Source organism: Vibrio sp. MMH1-50, from assembly GCF_022347645.1.
In the GTDB taxonomy this organism is placed as follows: Bacteria; Pseudomonadota; Gammaproteobacteria; order Enterobacterales; family Vibrionaceae; genus Vibrio; species Vibrio harveyi.
Map to the genome: position 1 here is coordinate 105,801 of NZ_JAKRGG010000010.1, position 17,512 is coordinate 123,312.

General features: G+C 44.4%; 14 protein-coding genes. 6 read left to right on the forward strand and 8 right to left on the reverse strand.

The features are described from left to right. The first annotated feature begins 105 nt into the window (after positions 1 to 105). Both metG and MHO32_RS10305 read left to right on the forward strand, forming a co-directional pair. Positions 106 to 2,166 carry a methionine--tRNA ligase gene (gene metG, locus MHO32_RS10300; protein ID WP_017817847.1) on the forward strand — a complete coding sequence of 687 codons (2,061 nt, stop codon included), beginning with the start codon at positions 106 to 108 and terminating at the stop codon, positions 2,164 to 2,166. 212 nt (positions 2,167 to 2,378) lie between these two features. Next, complete coding sequence (locus tag MHO32_RS10305) at positions 2,379 to 3,185, forward strand: hypothetical protein (RefSeq protein WP_239211668.1); 807 nt, start codon at positions 2,379 to 2,381, stop codon at positions 3,183 to 3,185. A 106-nt stretch (positions 3,186 to 3,291) separates the two neighbouring features. On the opposite strand, the gene fadR is transcribed toward MHO32_RS10305, so the two are convergent. Further along, a complete protein-coding gene (fadR, locus tag MHO32_RS10310; protein WP_110414860.1) occupies positions 3,292 to 4,131 on the reverse strand; it encodes a fatty acid metabolism transcriptional regulator FadR in 840 nt (279 codons plus the stop codon). Positions 4,132 to 4,770: 639 nt separating this feature from the next. On the opposite strand from fadR, the gene nhaB reads away from it, so the two are divergent. Continuing rightward, positions 4,771 to 6,357 (forward strand): Na(+)/H(+) antiporter NhaB, encoded by a 1,587-nt coding sequence (gene nhaB / locus MHO32_RS10315; protein ID WP_009698498.1) that lies wholly within the window; start codon positions 4,771 to 4,773, stop codon positions 6,355 to 6,357. A gap of 85 nt (positions 6,358 to 6,442) precedes the next feature. Continuing rightward, the gene (dsbB, locus tag MHO32_RS10320; protein WP_017189373.1) at positions 6,443 to 6,979 is read left to right on the forward strand and encodes a disulfide bond formation protein DsbB; all 537 of its coding nucleotides are present in this window, start codon (positions 6,443 to 6,445) and stop codon (positions 6,977 to 6,979) included. Positions 6,980 to 7,060: 81 nt separating this feature from the next. Here dsbB and MHO32_RS10325 read toward each other — a convergent pair whose 3' ends face one another. Beyond that, positions 7,061 to 7,669: an SEC-C metal-binding domain-containing protein gene (locus MHO32_RS10325; RefSeq protein ID WP_005444758.1), complete on the reverse strand. Its 609-nt coding sequence runs from the start codon at positions 7,667 to 7,669 to the stop codon at positions 7,061 to 7,063. Positions 7,670 to 7,856: 187 nt separating this feature from the next. Here MHO32_RS10325 and dusC point away from each other — a divergent pair, with 187 nt between their 5' ends. Continuing rightward, entirely contained in the window at positions 7,857 to 8,816 is a 960-nt protein-coding gene (gene dusC, locus MHO32_RS10330) for a tRNA dihydrouridine(16) synthase DusC (protein WP_005444756.1), read from the forward strand. A 65-nt stretch (positions 8,817 to 8,881) separates the two neighbouring features. Here the strand turns inward: dusC and MHO32_RS10335 are convergent, their stop codons facing one another. The 6 genes from MHO32_RS10335 to yfbV all read right to left on the reverse strand — a co-directional run bounded on the left by MHO32_RS10335 (position 8,882) and on the right by yfbV (position 15,938). Beyond that, entirely contained in the window at positions 8,882 to 10,342 is a 1,461-nt protein-coding gene (locus tag MHO32_RS10335) for a sensor domain-containing diguanylate cyclase (protein WP_239211670.1), read from the reverse strand. A gap of 113 nt (positions 10,343 to 10,455) precedes the next feature. Continuing rightward, positions 10,456 to 12,282 (reverse strand): maltodextrin glucosidase, encoded by a 1,827-nt coding sequence (gene malZ / locus MHO32_RS10340; RefSeq protein WP_239211672.1) that lies wholly within the window; start codon positions 12,280 to 12,282, stop codon positions 10,456 to 10,458. A gap of 140 nt (positions 12,283 to 12,422) precedes the next feature. Further along, a complete protein-coding gene (locus MHO32_RS10345) occupies positions 12,423 to 13,217 on the reverse strand; it encodes an ABC transporter ATP-binding protein (protein WP_005444750.1) in 795 nt (264 codons plus the stop codon). Then, positions 13,214 to 14,149, reverse strand: coding sequence for an ABC transporter permease (locus MHO32_RS10350; protein ID WP_239211674.1), 936 nt, complete (start codon positions 14,147 to 14,149; stop codon positions 13,214 to 13,216). Before MHO32_RS10350 ends, MHO32_RS10345 begins: the two co-directional genes overlap by 4 nt. A 55-nt stretch (positions 14,150 to 14,204) precedes the next feature. Continuing rightward, entirely contained in the window at positions 14,205 to 15,170 is a 966-nt protein-coding gene (locus tag MHO32_RS10355) for an ABC transporter substrate-binding protein (RefSeq protein ID WP_050902819.1), read from the reverse strand. A 315-nt stretch (positions 15,171 to 15,485) separates the two neighbouring features. Then, positions 15,486 to 15,938 carry a terminus macrodomain insulation protein YfbV gene (gene yfbV / locus MHO32_RS10360; RefSeq protein ID WP_005444743.1) on the reverse strand — a complete coding sequence of 151 codons (453 nt, stop codon included), beginning with the start codon at positions 15,936 to 15,938 and terminating at the stop codon, positions 15,486 to 15,488. Between the two features lie 345 nt (positions 15,939 to 16,283). Between yfbV and MHO32_RS10365 the strand changes: the two genes are divergently transcribed. Next, on the forward strand, positions 16,284 to 17,480 hold the full coding sequence (locus MHO32_RS10365; protein WP_005444740.1) for an acetate kinase: 1,197 nt from the start codon (positions 16,284 to 16,286) through the stop codon (positions 17,478 to 17,480). Positions 17,481 to 17,512 lie beyond the last annotated feature (32 nt).

The window sequence follows — 17,512 nt, forward strand, 5'->3', positions numbered from 1 at the left end:
CCAAAAAAACTAAGGCAATCCATGGTTTGATGCCTTGGCGTTAGGAAGCTCATGGGGTAGTATTACTCTCTATTTTTTATACCTATCAAAAAGCGATTATTAAGTATGGCAAACGATCCAAGAAAACTGCTGGTAACTTGTGCCCTTCCGTACGCTAATGGTTCGATTCACCTAGGTCACATGCTTGAGCACATTCAAGCTGATATCTGGGTTCGCTACCAACGCCTACGTGGCAACACTGTAAACTTCATCTGTGCTGACGATGCTCACGGCACGCCAATCATGCTAAAAGCACAACAGATGGGAATTACACCAGAAGAGATGATCGCTGCAGTAAGCGAAGAGCATCAGAAAGACTTCGCTGGCTTTGATATTAGCTTTGATAACTACCACAGCACACACTCAGACGAGAACCGCGAGCTAGCGTCTCACATCTACCTTGAGCTGAAGAAAAACGGCTTTATCTCTAGCCGCACTATCTCTCAGTTGTTCGACCCTGAGAAAGAAATGTTCCTACCGGATCGTTTCGTAAAAGGTACTTGTCCTAAGTGTAAGTCAGAAGACCAATACGGTGACAACTGTGATAACTGTGGTGAGACGTACAGCCCAACTGAACTGATTAACCCGAAATCAGCAGTATCTGGCGCAACGCCAGTCATGAAAGACTCTGAGCACTTCTTCTTCGACCTACCTCAGTTCGAAAGCATGCTAAAAGAGTGGACTCGTTCAGGTTCTTTACAATCTGAAACTGCTAACAAGATGCAAGAGTGGTTCGAGTCTGGTTTGCAACAGTGGGACATCTCACGTGATGCGCCTTACTTTGGCTTCGAAATCCCAGGCGAGAAGAACAAATTCTTCTACGTATGGCTAGATGCACCAGTTGGCTACATGGCTTCTTTCAAGAACCTATGTGACAAGACTGAAGGTCTAGACTTCGACGAATACTGGAAGAAAGACAGCTCAACTGAGCTTTACCACTTCATCGGTAAAGACATTGTTTACTTCCACTCACTATTCTGGCCAGCAATGCTAGAAGGCAGCGGTTTCCGTAAACCAAACAATGTATTCGTACACGGCTACGTAACAGTAAACGGTGCGAAGATGTCTAAGTCTAAAGGTACGTTCGTTAAAGCAAGCACTTACCTAAACCACCTAGACCCAGAGTGTCTGCGTTACTACTACGCTGCAAAACTAAACAGCCGTATCGACGACCTAGACCTTAACCTTGAAGACTTCACTCAACGTGTTAACGCTGACGTAGTAAACAAAATCGTTAACCTAGCTTCTCGTAACGCTGGCTTCATCTCTAAACGTTTTGAAGGCAAGTTGGCTGAAAACTTTGCAGAACCTGAGCTATACAACGAATTCGTTGCAGCAGCAGACCGCATTGCAGAGCTTTACGAAACTCGTGAGTTTGGTCGTGCGATCCGTGAAATCACAGCACTAGCAGACAAAGCAAACCAATACGTTGACGAAAAAGCACCTTGGGTTGTTGCAAAAGAAGAAGGCAAAGATCAGGAACTGCAAGAAATCTGTTCTGTAGGCATTAACCTGTTCCGCGTGCTGATGACTTACCTAAAACCAGTGATGCCTGCACTAGCAGCGCGTACTGAAGCATTCCTAAACGAAGAGCTAACTTGGGAAGGCATCGCTGCACCACTGACTGGTCACGAGATCACTAAGTTCAAAGCGTTGTTTAACCGTATCGATCCTAAGAACATCGAAGCGATGATCGAAGCATCAAAGGAAGACGCTGCGGCAGAAATGGCAGCAAAAGAAAAAGCGGAAGCAGAAAAGAACAAAGCTAGCCAAACTGAGCTAGATAAAGATCCAATCGCTGAAGAGATTGAGTTCGATGCTTTCGCAGCGGTTGATATGCGTATTGCTCGCATCATCTCGTGTGAAGAAGTGCCAAAAGCAAACAAACTGCTTAAGTTCCAACTAGACATCGGCGGTGAAACTCGTCAGGTATTCTCTGGCATCAAGTCAGCTTACAAACCTGAAGAGCTAGAAGGCAAGCTAACTGTAATGGTAGCGAACCTAAAACCTCGTAAGATGAAGTTTGGTATGTCAGAAGGCATGATCCTAGCAGCGGGCCCTGGTGGCAGCGACCTATGGATCCTTGAGCCACATGAAGGTGCTCAACCAGGCATGCGTGTAATGTAATTCGTCACTTTACGATCAAACGTAAAAATCCCCGCCAAATTTGGCGGGGATTTTTTTGACAAAATTCACACTTTTGGTGAAATTACGCACCAAAATCGTACAGTTCTTTATTCATAAAAAAGCTAAGCTACTGTTTTAAAACAACTTAACTATTGGCATCAAAGATGCTCTTACTTAGTTGCTAGGTCAACAGCACTAACAAGGAGTTGGTTATGTTTGTTTTGATTTCTACTTTGATCTCGATTGCCATTCTGGCAGGAATCTATAATTTGGCAGCGAAGCGAGAAAAACAACATGCTCGCAAATATCAATTACTCACCTTATTACGCGATGTGGTTCACCTACTACGCCGTCACCGAGCGGTGACCCACTACTCTATCCAATACCAACAACATCATGAAAAAGAGATAGAGCAAATTCATCAGGAGTTAGGTTATAAACTGCATCAGCTCGTGGAAACTTCTCGCTTTGAGAACAAACCCATGTATCGCGTGCTGCAAATCAAAATCGATAAGTTGATAGAACAATGGCAGGACAACACGGTAGCACGGAATCAGATGGAGCATGGCAAACTGATCCGCCATAGTTTGTTCTTAATGGATGAGGTTACCATCGCATGGCTCGCTATTGCCCAGAGAGACGAGTTACATGACGAGTACCATATGAATTGGCAAACCGTGATTGATAGCTTAGAAACGCTGACACAGCTCCGTATCAGCATTCAAGACATGCAAGACAGAGGAGGGCCTGAAAGGATGAGAAATTACGCATCGGTAATGATTAGAAGGCTCAATCAATTGGCAGTAATTAGCCCCTTGAGCGTTGCCTCTCCGATGTCCGCTAGGTCGATTCAATCTCTAAATGAATATATAGAAGGTGAAATACTGTCACTGAGCGAAGAGGAGTTGTACGACATTACTTCTGATTTGTCCCTTACTGTGTTCAATACCTATGACCAGATGCTCTCAGACATCATAGAGACCCTTTACCTACCATTACCCAAACTGTCCTTAGCTTAACGATTCGATGATGGTTTGACTGCTCTCGGTGAGTTACTACTAATAATAAAAAACCGCAGGTACATGCCTGCGGTTTTGTATTTGAATATTTTGCCAAGAGCGCTGATTAACTGTCGTCTTCCGTGAAGTTGGTCGGCAGTTCTTGCTTCATCTCATTCCAGATCTGAGCACTTTCCATACCATAGTGACGAATCACAACAGGAAGCTGATCACGTTGACCGGTTTCACACGTTTCTAGAAGTTGGCGGTAGAAGCGCAGCGCTAGATCTCGTGATGCTGGATTTGAGAAGTAGTAGCTGCCCACACGATCGTACAGTTTTCTCAAACCGTTAAAGATCAAACCGTAAATTTGGTTGCCAGAATGGAACGCTAAGCGTTGGAACAACATGTAATCATAGAAGTTGAACGTCTTAGCAATCAGGATTTCCTGACGTTTCGCCTCATCCTTCTCCGCGTCTTCTTTCACGCTTTGCAGAATCTTATCGGCATAAGGAGATGCCGCGATAAAATCGTCCCATGAAGGTGCTTTTACTAGAGCTTCACATGACTCGATAACGTTTTGAATAGTACGCTCAGACGCTTCTTTGTTTGCTTTGAATGCATAACGCATGAAGATAGGGCTGATGTTAGTACGTGCAGCAAGCAGGTCTTCTACGATGTTTGTCGCGTTATCAACATCTAGAGTCATCAGCGTGTCCAAGATATGCAGACCAGATGTCTCCATAAATTGGTTCACTTTGGTTGGCTTACCGTGCTGAATAGTCAACCAGCCATCACGAGCAAGACGTTGAAGTACTTCACGTAGAGTCGTACGGGTAACACCAATTAGTTCAGATAGCTCACGTTCAGCGGGTAAAATTGAGCCAGGTGGAAAACGGCCGTTCCAAATGCTCTCGATAATGTATTTTTCTGCGAAACCCGCAGGGCTTTTAGCCTTAATGACCATTCTGTTTTTATCCAATCTTGATTTCTAAGGGTCGATACGACTCATCATACCACTACTTAACGATTTGCGAAAATTAACGATCAATAAATGAAACGAAATCTCAATATAGAGTTAATACTCTACATATATTTTCAATTTAAAACGTTAACCACTTGGAACCAAACGCGCAAAATTTATATTTTGAATAAAATGTACAGACCACAAACTCAGGAAAAATAAAGCCTACCTCGTCACACTTTTCTGCTCAAAATATGCAAAATAAATTTGTGTTTTACGATTAATATTCTTTCTTAATTTATCTTTTCTAGTAATTGACTTGGTTTTAAATTCCAAGGTGATTTTTTTTAATCTTTTCGTGGTATAGTAACGCCGTTTTGATCGCGTTATTACAAATAAAAAGCAGTTTTAGTCGGCAGCATCACGTTTTGTTATTGACTAATAAATGCCGGGGTGTAGAGTTGCGGTCGAAAGTGAGCGGTGCTTAAGTTCAGGGGAAGTAACTTGGCAAGACTACAGTAAAACAATGGATTGTTGTTTTTCTAAGTTATTGTTTTAAAAGACTAAATAATAAGTCTAACAAACAGATACTTAAGCACTATTGTAGTGTCTATTCATAATTTTGTTATAAAGAGAATTATCATGCCGATGTCGCTCGGAAATGCCTTTATCAAGAATTTCCTTGGTAAAGCGCCTGATTGGTACAAAGTTGCCATTATAGCCTTCCTAATTATTAACCCGATTGTCTTCTTCCTAATTGACCCATTTGTTGCAGGTTGGTTGTTAGTTGCGGAATTTATTTTCACACTAGCAATGGCGCTTAAGTGTTACCCACTTCAGCCAGGTGGTTTACTTGCAATTGAAGCGGTCGCTATCGGGATGACTAGCCCTGCCCAGGTGAAGCATGAGCTAGTTGCGAATATCGAAGTACTTCTACTATTGGTATTCATGGTTGCCGGTATCTACTTTATGAAGCAGCTTCTGCTGTTCATCTTTACAAAGATCCTGCTTGGTATTCGTTCGAAAACGCTACTCTCCCTTGCGTTCTGTTTCGCCGCAGCATTTTTGTCAGCATTCCTAGATGCACTGACTGTAATCGCGGTGGTTATCAGCGTAGCGGTAGGTTTCTACTCGATTTACCACAAAGTCGCTTCTGGTAACCCAATTGGTGATCATGACCATACTCAAGATGACACGATTACTGAGCTAACACGTGACGACCTTGAGAACTACCGTGCTTTCTTGCGTTCACTATTGATGCACGCAGGTGTGGGTACCGCGCTCGGTGGTGTAACAACCATGGTTGGTGAACCTCAAAACTTGATTATTGCTGACCAAGCAGGTTGGTTCTTTGGTGAGTTCTTGATCCGCATGGCTCCAGTAACGCTGCCTGTATTCTTCTGCGGTCTGATTACTTGTGCCGTTGTTGAGAAGCTTAAAGTGTTTGGTTACGGTGCGCAGCTGCCTGATAACGTTCGTCAGATCCTTGTAGATTTCGACCGTGAAGAGCGCAAGACTCGTACTAACCAAGACGTTGCAAAACTATGGGTTCAAAGCCTAATCGCGGTTTGGCTGATTGTTGCGCTAGCGCTTCACTTGGCAGCCGTTGGTTTGATTGGTCTTTCAGTGATTATTCTAGCAACATCGTTCACTGGTGTTATCGAGGAACACTCAATGGGTAAAGCGTTTGAAGAGGCACTGCCTTTCACCGCGTTACTTGCTGTTTTCTTCTCGGTTGTTGCGGTAATTATTGACCAAGAACTATTTAAACCTGTGATTGACTCTGTACTCGCAGTTGAAGATAAAGGCACACAGCTCGCTTTATTCTACGTAGCAAATGGTCTGTTATCGATGGTATCGGATAACGTGTTTGTTGGTACGGTTTACATCAATGAAGTGAAAGCGGCATTGATGGAAGGTTTGATCACTCGTGAGCAGTTTGACCTACTAGCAGTAGCAATCAACACAGGTACTAACCTACCGTCAGTTGCAACACCAAACGGTCAAGCCGCATTCCTATTCCTACTAACATCAGCACTGGCACCATTGATTCGTCTATCATACGGTCGCATGGTGATCATGGCGCTTCCTTACACGGTTGTATTAGCGCTTGTTGGTCTGATGGGTATCATGTTCTTCCTAGAACCAGCGACAGCATTCTTCTACGATGCAGGCTGGATTGTACCTAGTAGTGGTGATCTAGCTCCAGTTGTGTCAGGTGGACACTAAAAATTTGAGTTGATTAGGAAACTTATCCAAGTTAAAAAGCTCTGAGTAATCAGAGCTTTTTTATATTTCAAACAGGATCGTAATCGTGAGTATTTTTGCATCACTAAACCAGTTTTCGAAGGGACGCTTATCTTGGCTCCTCCTTCTTTTAGCTATCATCTTTTTTGAAGCTTGCGCCCTCTTCTTCCAACACGTAATGATGCTGGCACCTTGTGTCATGTGTATTTATGAACGTGTCGCTATGATGGGGATTGGCGTGGCTGCCATGATTGGTCTTGTTGCACCCAATAACCCATTAGTACGTTGGATTGCGCTCGCCGCATGGGGAGCAAGTGCTTACAAAGGCTTGATGTTAGCGATGCAACATGTGGACTATCAGTTCAACCCATCGCCATTTGCAACGTGCGATTTGTTTGTCACATTCCCTAGCTGGGCACCATTAAACCAATGGGTTCCGTGGATGTTTGAAGCATACGGCGATTGTGCGAAGATCGTTTGGCAGTTCCTTGGTCTTTCCATGCCTCAGTGGCTTGTGGTGATCTTTGCAGGTAACTTAGTCGCCCTTGCCTTTATTGTGATTGCCCAGTTCTTTGGCGGAAAGCGTAAAAACCCTATTCAGTAACGCTCCAACTGATTGCACTAAAAGCAGATTAAACCAATCAAAAAAGCCGACCTCATGGTCGGCTTTTTATCTTTAGTTCAATTACTTACCACAGCACTGCTTGAACTTCTTACCACTATCACATGGGCAAGGGTCATTACGACCGACATCCTTAAACGGATTCAAGCTCTTGGATTTTTTACCTACCATTAGCTCATCAGCACCAAGCGCCACTTCGTTAATCATCAAATCAAGCTGATCAATAAAATCCATTAGTGCTGGCGGTGTTTCAATACCCGCATCACGCATTTGCTGTTGCGTTTGCTCTTCATCAATCGCTAGCATCATTGTCGTAAGCAAAGCTTGCAACATACGCTCTAAGCCATCGTTGAGCACGACATCATGCCATTGCTCTTCAATCATGGACCATACAGACATAAAACCTTCAGCAAAGTCAGCTAACTGATCTGAATCATCGTTGGTCAACGCGAGAATCGAGTACTCATTTCTCAGGATGTAATTGTGTTGTTTGTGAATTTGCTCTTCGATGACAGGCTGAAGAGCTTTAAAGCCCTCACCAAGCAGTGGCTCTAGCCACGTTTCTGGCGCTAATGGTTTTGTGGTTAGGTTAGCAGCGAGCACTGCCCCTTCCAAAAACAATGAAGACTCATCGAACTGAACTTCACCTTTCTCAATTAATGTGTATTGCATGACATCTGGTTTCTCATAAATTTGGCGGCATTATACCCCAGAGCTTATACCCAAGTAACCTCGAGATGCTTGGGTATATAGGATGCTCGTTGATGTCACTCGATGCTGATGAGTCTTTTAATGACAAACTTCACTCACATCGCTACAATCGCCCTCTTTTTCCCCACCAAAGTGTATTAGGTAAACTATGCGAGTTGTATTAGGTCCAATGGAAGGCGTTTTGGACCATTTGATGCGCCAAATCCTGACCGAAATTAACGACTATGATCTGTGTGTGACAGAATTTGTTCGAGTGATCGATCAGCTTTTACCTGATCACGTATTCCACCGTTTGTGTCCAGAACTTCTTCAAGGGTCACAAACCGCGTCTGGCGTACCTGTTCACGTTCAATTACTTGGACAAGAGCCTAATTGGATGGCAGAAAACGCAATCAAGGCGGCAGAACTTGGTGCTCGTGGCATTGATCTTAATTTCGGATGCCCTGCTCGATTGGTGAATAAAAGTAAAGGTGGAGCGGCTTTATTGCAGCATCCGGAGTTGATCCATAACGTTGTAAAAGCGTGCCGTGACGCGGTACCTACGGATATTCCTGTTACCGCAAAAATCCGTTTAGGTTGGGAAAACCCTGAAGACTGCTTTGAAATCGTTGACGCGATTCAATCTGCCGGCGCGAATGAGTTAACGGTTCATGCTCGTACAAAGCAAGGTGGTTATAAAGCTTCTGAAATCAAATGGGAATACATCACAAAGATCCGCGAGCGTTTTGATATCCCGTTAATCGCAAATGGCGAGATTTGGAATTACGAAGATGGTCAACGCTGCATCGAAACGACTGGCGTTGATTCTCTGATGGTTTGCCGTGGTGCCTTTAATATCCCAAACCTTGGTAACATGGTGAAATACGATCATAAGCCAATGGCTTGGTCAGAAGTTGTCGAACTGCTGATTTACTACTCTCAATTTGAGATGAAGGGCGACAAAGGTCTGTATTACCCTAACCGCGTAAAACAATGGTTCTCCTATCTACGTCAAGCTTACCCAGAAGCCAACGAGCTATTTAGAGAAATCCGCACGTTTAACAAAGCCGCGCCTATTGTTGAACATATTCAGCGCTACCGAGATGAGTTGCAATCTCGCGTCGCTTAGCGCGGAATAAACCCATTAGTACATAAAAAAGGGCGATGATATCGCCCTTTTGTATTTCTCTATTCTTAATAGCAAATCTTGTTCTTGCCCGTGCTCTTCGCCTCGTAAAGCTTTTCATCGGCAAGTTTGAATAGCTCATCAAAGCTTTCCAGTTGAGGAGAAGACTGAAACTCAACCCCTCCCGACACTGTGAACCCACCAGACACCACTTTTCGTGAGTTTTTAGCAATTGCGCTTCGCACACGCTCTAAGATGCGAAGCATACTGTCAAAGTCTTCATCATAAATCGCTAAGACAAACTCTTCGCCACCAAAACGGGATGCGACGTCCGAGTGGCGGATGTTCTCGCGTATGCACTTTGCAACCAGACGGATAGCATCGTCGCCGACATCATGACCATGTGTATCATTGATTGCTTTGAAATCATCGATATCAAACACTGCGAGCGCAACATGTTTTTTGGTCATTTTATTGCGCCAAACCGCTTGTATGCCACGGCGGTTTAGCAGCCCCGTCATTGGGTCTTTTGCCGCCAGTTCTTGGAAATAACGGCGCTCTGTACGGGTATTCACTAAGAACAAGGCCACAGTACTCAGTACGTAGATGAAAAACGCTACAGCCACGCTGTACTTTTCAAAGACTAATAAATTCTTAAATTCATCCCACCAATTGTATTCATAGAATATGCGATGATTTGAGCTCAAACGCTCATGTTCTATTGGCTGTAAACGGATTACATGCTTAGGTATGTCCATCATTCCAGAGATGATATGTAACTTACCTATTAGGTTTTCATTCGTTTCAAGTAAGTTATCCACATCAAAATCTATGGATAAAACGCCTTGGTGTTTACCCTTTTCGTAGATAGGTACAGTCAGGCTCACTACTTGCCCATCGTGCCGATCTAACATCGGTGCGGGACCAGACATGGTTACTTTGACGGTTTCCTGCGCTGTTTTCTGCCAGAAAGGTCTCGCCTTTAAAGTCTCCCAAAGTGCTTTGGAAAAGTACTGAGCGTAAGTATCTGGAGAAGAAATAACATACCCACGCTGATCAATATAGTGAATACCAATCACATGTGATTCGATATCATGTAGAAATGACAAAGACGGAGCAAAGCCTGCTTTTTGTTCTGCCAACTTAAACAGTTTAGTTCCTGGTTCACACAGTTCTTTTTGTCCAACAATCATGTAGTCAAGCTCAACGGCAGGCAGACCTCCGGAGTGCTTGTTTTCTAAAAGCAGCACATCAATCGGCCAAACAAAACACAGTTCATTTTTGATCATATGATTGTGCTCTTGAAACAGAGGGTGAGCTGGGTTGGAGTAGTTAACAAAGCTGTAATCCAGCGCCGTTAATACTTTGATAGCACGATTAATAGCACGATCAACTTGCGCGTACTCTAATGTAATGTAGCGATTCATCGCGTCGTAGTAGTTCTTTGCAGTCACCACCATGACGGCAAGGAATAATAGTAGGGGGAAGAAGATGACAAACTTGAGGCTAAATCGCCTTTTAGTACCCATTGAACACCATTGATTATAATAATATCAGCCCTTCGAAAGCTTAGGCTATCGAAGGGCTATTTATAGTTTTTCACTTATGTATTCATAAATTTTAATAAAGAAGGCGCTCGAAGTCACTCCATCTGCCATACTTTGCAGTTCATTGCTGGGATATTGACAGAAAAATGACGTTCAACAGGCATTAGTTCACCTTTGTCTAATAATTGATGCAGGTGTTTAGCATTTAAGCCAAGTTGCCACAATGGTAGGTTAACATCTTGGTCACTGCTGCTAAGGTTAAATGCCACAACTATTGCTTCATCTTGCCATTGACGCACATATGCCATGACTTGTTCACCACAATGAAGCCATTGTAAGCTACCACATTGTAGTGCCTTGTATTTATTACGGATTTCTATCCATTCCTTATACAAAGGTAACCATTTAGAAGTCGTTATTTGGTCCCAAGGGAAACAACGTCGATTGTCTGGGTCGAGCCCTCCCTCTAGTCCAACTTCACTGCCATAATAAAGACAAGGTGTTCCAACGTAAGTCATCAATAATGCAAGCGCCATTTGCATTTTTTCTTCATTTCCATTTAATAGCGTCAGAAAACGGGCGGTATCATGACTGTCTAATTGATTAAGCTGCGACAGCTGATTTGCAAACGGTACTTTGGCACGAGCTTCATCTACCCATTCTTTGAAATCCAACGCATTGATATCAATCGGATCATACATAATGTCTTGTTTGGCAAATAACGCACGTACAGGGTGGGCAAAGCCATAATAGTTCATCGCTCCATCTTCTTGTCCACCTTGTAGCCACTGCGTTGCCTCAAAGAAGTGTTCACCTAACACATATGCATTCGGATTGGTGGACTTAGCAGCTTGACGGAAAGCTTCCACATAGTGGGCATTATTCTTCGCACCATCGCCCTCGCCTAGCATATGGATAACGTCGAAGCGCCAACCATCTACACAATACGGAGGTTTGAGCCAATGTTTGATCACAGCTTCTTCACTTTGGTAGATGTAATCACGTACCTGTTCATTTTCGAAATTGAGAACAGGGAGGTTACCAATCCCTTTCCAGCCAATATAGTTGTTGGTTTGACCTTCGAAGAAGTAATAATCACGGAAATCTGAATTGGGATTTCCATAAGCGCCCTGACCTTCTTGCTTGATATCAAACCAAGGATGATGAACAGACGTGTGGTTAAACACAGCATCCAAAACAATCTTCATTTGTTTGCCACGAATTTGCTCACACAACTGCGCAAACTGCTCATTCGTGCCAAACATAGGGTCAATCTGGAAGTAATCCGTTGTGTCATATTTATGATTACTTGGCGCTGTAAAAACTGGGTTAAAGTAAAGTGCTGTTACACCCAGACCGGATAGATAATCCAGCTTTTGTTCAATGCCTTTTAGATCCCCACCAAAGAACTCGCGAGCCCCCGTATTTTGGTGCGTTCCAACGGCATCTCCCCACGCCTTCACCATGGCACTTGAATCGTGATGTGCATAAGCATTTTTTATAGCGGTATGCTCCTGACTAGCAGCAAAACGATCTGGGAAGATCTGATAGAAGACTTGCTCTTGAACCCAGCTTGGCGGCTGAGATTGTACGTTTAACTTAAAGTGAAACTCTTTGGGCGGAACGCGCTTATGCACACCTCTCGCGTCTAACCAGAACTGGCTCGCCCCCTTAACAAGTTTAAACACGTAATGTGTCACGTCTCGATCTTTGTTTGGAGCAAACTGACCTTTCCACAACTGCAACTCACCAGCTTTACCATGAGGCTGCATCTCAATGAGATATTCTTCATTATCAGGCTCGCACCTTACATGGATGCGATCGAATTGGGTGTCATCCGTTTTGAGAACGACGGTCAGCCGTTCACCATCGAATTCAAGACCATCTTTCGTTTGGCTATGGAAGATAAATGGAAGGGACATGGCAAGTGCTCTTTGTGTTGGAATATTCCACTATTTTAATAAAGAGCTTCTGCCTAAAAATCCTCCTTTTAAAAATACCGTATGGGTCATTTTCTTAAGGAGGATCACGTTTGGTAGGCGTAGTCGATGAGCAGTCAATGCTAGTTTAGTAGGAGACTATCGTCAGCCAGCTCTTCTCCGCGCACTTTAGAGAACATTTCAAGCAAGTCGGGAACTTGCATATTTTTACGTTGCTCCCCTGCCACATCTAGCACTATTTCACCTTGGTGAAGCATGACGGTTCTGTCACCACACGCTAACGCGTCTTTCATGGAATGCGTCACCATCATCACAGTAAGGTCGAACTCAGTAACAATGCGTTTAGTTAAATCAATAACAAACGCTGCCATACGAGGGTCCAACGCGGCGGTATGCTCATCAAGCAACAACAGCTTACTGTCTGAAAGTGTTGCCATTACAAGGCTGACAGCCTGTCGCTGTCCTCCTGAGAGCAGACCAATGCTGTCACCTAAGCGATCTTCTAACCCCAAGCCAAGAATGCTGATACGTTCCTGAAACAGCTTACGGCGTTTAGTAGAAAGAGCCATTCCCCAACCACGACGTTTTCCTCGCATGTAAGCAAGCGCCATATTTTCTTCGATGGAAAGCTCGCCACATGTACCAGCCAATGGGTCTTGGAACACCCTCGCACATTGAGTAGCACGCTGAGCAACGGTTTTCCGTGTCACGTCTTTCCCATCAATGATCACCTTTCCGCCAATCATTGGCGTTTCCCCCGTCACGGCTCCGAGTAGAGTTGATTTCCCCGCACCGTTAGAGCCAATCACCGTAAGAAATTGATGCTCAGGAACCTCTAGGGACACGCTCTTTAAGGCTCGATTTTCTAAAATCGTACCAGGGTTAAACGTCACCTGAATGTCATTAAGTTCAATCATAGCGCCTCCCCTGAGCCGTTTTTGGATGCCGCTTGTTTGGCATTACTCACTCGCTGCTTTGCTTTCATCCTCTGTTTAAGTTTCGGTGCAATTAGAGCGACCGCCACCAGCACCGCTGTCACCAGATTTAGATCCGATGCTTGCAAACCAAACATGCCGGAACTCAGCGCAAAAGCAACCGCCAGACGGTACAGCACCGAACCAATAATTACCGCGCAAACAGCAACCCAGATTTTGCGTCCTGGAATCAAAGTCTGACCAAGGATCACCGCCGCTAAACCAACCACAATCGTCCCTACACCAGACGTGACATCGGCAAAGCTATTTGTTTGAGCAAACAGAGCCCCAGCAAAACCCACAAACCCGTTGGATAATGCCAAACCAAAATACGTGTAGAATCCCGTACTGGCTCCTTGTGCCGCGACCATTCGAGCGTTTACGCCTGTTGCTCTTAACCCTAAACCAAAATCACTATTTAGAAGGCGCACAACAAATAACGCAGAGAGTAAAACCAATACACCCACGACCAATGGTCGGATGTACATTGCATCTCCCATGGCTTCAAAAGGCGTCAGAATCGTATCTTCGCCTAGTAGCGCCATATTCGGTTTTCCCATGATGCGGATGTTGATGGAAAATGCCGCAATCATGGTCAGGATTGAGGCAAGAAGATGAAGGATGCCGCAACGAACGGCAAGAAAAGCGGTGACCCACCCGGTCATGCCACCAGCGATTATCGTCAGTCCCGTTGCTAACCAAGGGTTGATGCCCGCAACGATGGCTGTTGCTGCAACAGCCGCCCCCATAGGGAAACTACCGTCAACGCTTAGGTCCGGAAAGTCAAGGACACGAAACGTAAGGTAAACGCCCAAAGCGACCAAGCCGTAGATAAGCCCTATCTCGAGCGCACCAAAAAAAGCAAATGCAGACATAACTGCTCCTTTCTGCATAAATCAGGTCGGCAGAACACCGACCTAAAAACAACGCTTACTGCATACTAGTTGCACGTTTCACAACAGAACCTGGCAATTGAATACCAAGCTTACTTGCCGCGCCTTCATTCACGACAAGATCTGAGCCTGTCGCCACTTTTACATCTAACTTACCCGGCTCTTGCCCTTCAAGAATAGCTGCCACGTAATCGGCTGTTTGAACACCGACTTGGTAGTAGTCAAAACCTAAGCTTGCGATAGCCCCTTTCTCAACATATGACGTCGCGCCTCCAAATACCGGTTTCTTCGCTTGGTTTGCGGCAACGATCATTCCTTCAATCGCGCTTGCAACCGTGTTATCTGTTGGTGCGTAAATGATGTCCGATTTCGCTGCAATAGCTTGAGTTGCAGATTGTACATCTGCGCTTTTCAGTGCCGTCGCTTCAACAACTTTTAATCCTTTTGACTCAGCGCTCTCTTTCAATAACTGTACCAAGGTGACGGCATTTGCTTCCCCTGGGTTGTAAACCACGCCAATGGATTTCACCGAAGGTAAGATTTCCTGAATCAACGCAACGTGCTGTGCGACCGGAGATAAATCAGAGAGTCCTGTGACATTCTTTCCTGGTTGACTCATCGATTTGACCAACTTGGCACCAACAGGGTCCGTCACTGCAGTAAACACAACAGGAATAGAGCGAGTCGCAGAGACCAAAGCTTGTGCTGATGGCGTTGCTATACCAACGAGGACGTCTGGGCTTTCTCCTACATACTGGCGTGCAATCTGAACGGCGATTGCTGGATTACCTTGCGCTGTCTTGTAGTCAAACTCTAAGTTCTTCCCTTGTTCATACCCTTTGGCTTTCAGACCGTCTAACAACCCTTGACGAGTTGCATCCAAAGCAGGGTGTTCAACAATCTGTGATACCGCGACTGTCGCGGTTTTAGCCAGAACGCTAGCGGAAGAAAAAGCCGTGGTCGTAGCAAGAATAGCAATGGCGAGTAAACGTTTTGTTTTCATCATGACTCCTTGATGTTTCTTCGTCCTTGAACTGCAAGCACAATGTTGCTGACGTACTCACGAGTCTTTGAAGTAGAAGATGGGATGTTGTGTTTATAGCTGCGCACTTTTTGTGCATCTAATTATCATTATTAACGCTAAGTCTCAGGAAAGAAAAGTAAGATTTAACAACAAAGTAACATTTGTGATCTCACAATCGGCACGAGAGGCGGTGATTACAAATAAGCAAAGAGTAAAAAACCATGTTGCGGGCATAAAAAATGGAGTGGCTAAAAGCACACTCCATTTCAATGAGTTGATGACCGAACAAGAAGATTAGAACCAACGCTCTAATGAAGTCTTATCCAGTTGGCGAAAAGCTCGGTTTAAAATTACTGCGAGCTCTTTATATCTTGGACGCGCTTTAGCAGGCTCTAAAGCAAATCCTGTTTCGGTAATTTTTTGGTGCAGCTCTCGATACCACGATGCTAAAGCAGGTGGCAACTTAGTATTGGAACGGCTGCCCAACCACCACATGCCTTGCAGTGGCATGCTGATTGCGAACAGTGCAACCACAATGGCTTGAGGAAGCGCATCATAATTGTTAAAAGCCATTTGAGTGAGCACACTGATTGCTGCAACCGCTGGCATCACTTTAATGCCAAAGCGTGTTGCTTTAATAATGCGTTGCTCGGGAAAAATGGCGTTCAGCTCTTTACGAACCGGCCAGATCTCCATGTAACTCTGGCCGTCTTTCAGGCTATGGATCAATCCGACTTGTTTGCTCATACCGCTCTCTCACTAAAAAATAGTTGAACATTTCAACTGAAGGCGCAAAAAATTGATGAAAGTTAATATTCTTTCAAAATTTTTTTGTTATCATTGCCTATTATCGCTATCCTTTGCAGACCCTCAATCTCATTGTTGCCGTTATTTACAATTTAAGCAACTCCGAGATTTTATTCTGCACGGATCGCTTCATAGTGGTGGATGGGTTCATCACTATTCATTTATACGGAATTAGAACAATTTTTGACCAAGATTAGTACGCACCCTTGGCGGTATCGTCTATTCTTGTGATTAATTTTTCATCCTTTAACTGATTTTGATCAGACGAATAACAGGTAGTCACACATGTCTAAGCTAGTTTTAGTTTTAAACTGCGGTAGTTCTTCTCTTAAATTTGCTGTTGTTGATGCAGAAACAGGTGCAGAGCACCTATCAGGTCTTGCTGAATGTCTTCACCTTCCTGAAGCACGTATCAAGTGGAAACTTGACGGTAAACACGAAGCTCAACTAGGCAACGGTGCAGCACACGAAGAAGCACTAGCGTTCATGGTTGAAACTATTCTTGCTTCTAAGCCAGAGCTTAAAGCTAACCTAGGCGCTATCGGTCACCGTATCGTACACGGTGGTGAGCAGTTCACTCAATCTGCACTAATCACTGATGACGTACTAAAAGGTATTCAAGACGCTGCGACTTTCGCACCGCTTCACAACCCTGCGCACATCATCGGTATCGAAGCTGCTAAACACAACTTCCCAGAGCTTCAAAACGTTGCTGTATTCGACACTGCGTTCCACCAAACTATGCCTGAAGAGTCTTTCCTATACGCTCTTCCATACAAACTATACAAAGAGCACGGTATCCGTCGTTACGGCATGCACGGTACTTCACACCTATTCATCACTCGTGAAGTTGCAGGCCTACTAAACAAGCCAGTTGAAGAAGTAAACATCATCAACTGTCACCTAGGTAACGGTGCTTCTGTTTGTGCAATCAAGAACGGTCAATCTGTAGACACTTCTATGGGTCTTACTCCTCTTGAAGGTCTAGTAATGGGTACTCGTTGTGGTGATATCGACCCAGCTATCGTATTCCACCTACACGACGCTCTAGGTTACTCTGTTGAAGAAATCAACAACATGCTAACTAAAGAGTCTGGTCTTGCTGGTCTAACTGAAGTGACTTCTGACTGTCGTTTCGTTGAAGACAACTACGGTGAGAAAGAAGAAGCAACTCGTGCAATGGACGTGTTCTGTCACCGTCTAGCTAAGTACGTAGCTGGTTACACTGCTTCTATGGAAGGTCGTCTAGACGCAATCACGTTCACTGGCGGTATCGGCGAAAACTCTGGTCCTATCCGTGAAATGGTTCTAAACCGTCTAGGTATCTTCGGTATCGAAGTTGATGGTGAAGCTAACCTTAAAGCACGTTTTGGCGGCGAAGGTACTATCACTACAGCTAACAGCCGTATCCCAGCAATGGTTATCTCTACTAACGAAGAGCTAGTAATTGCTGAAGACACTGCACGCCTAGCAGGTCTTTAATAGATTGAACTGGCTAGCCACTCGGCTAGCCA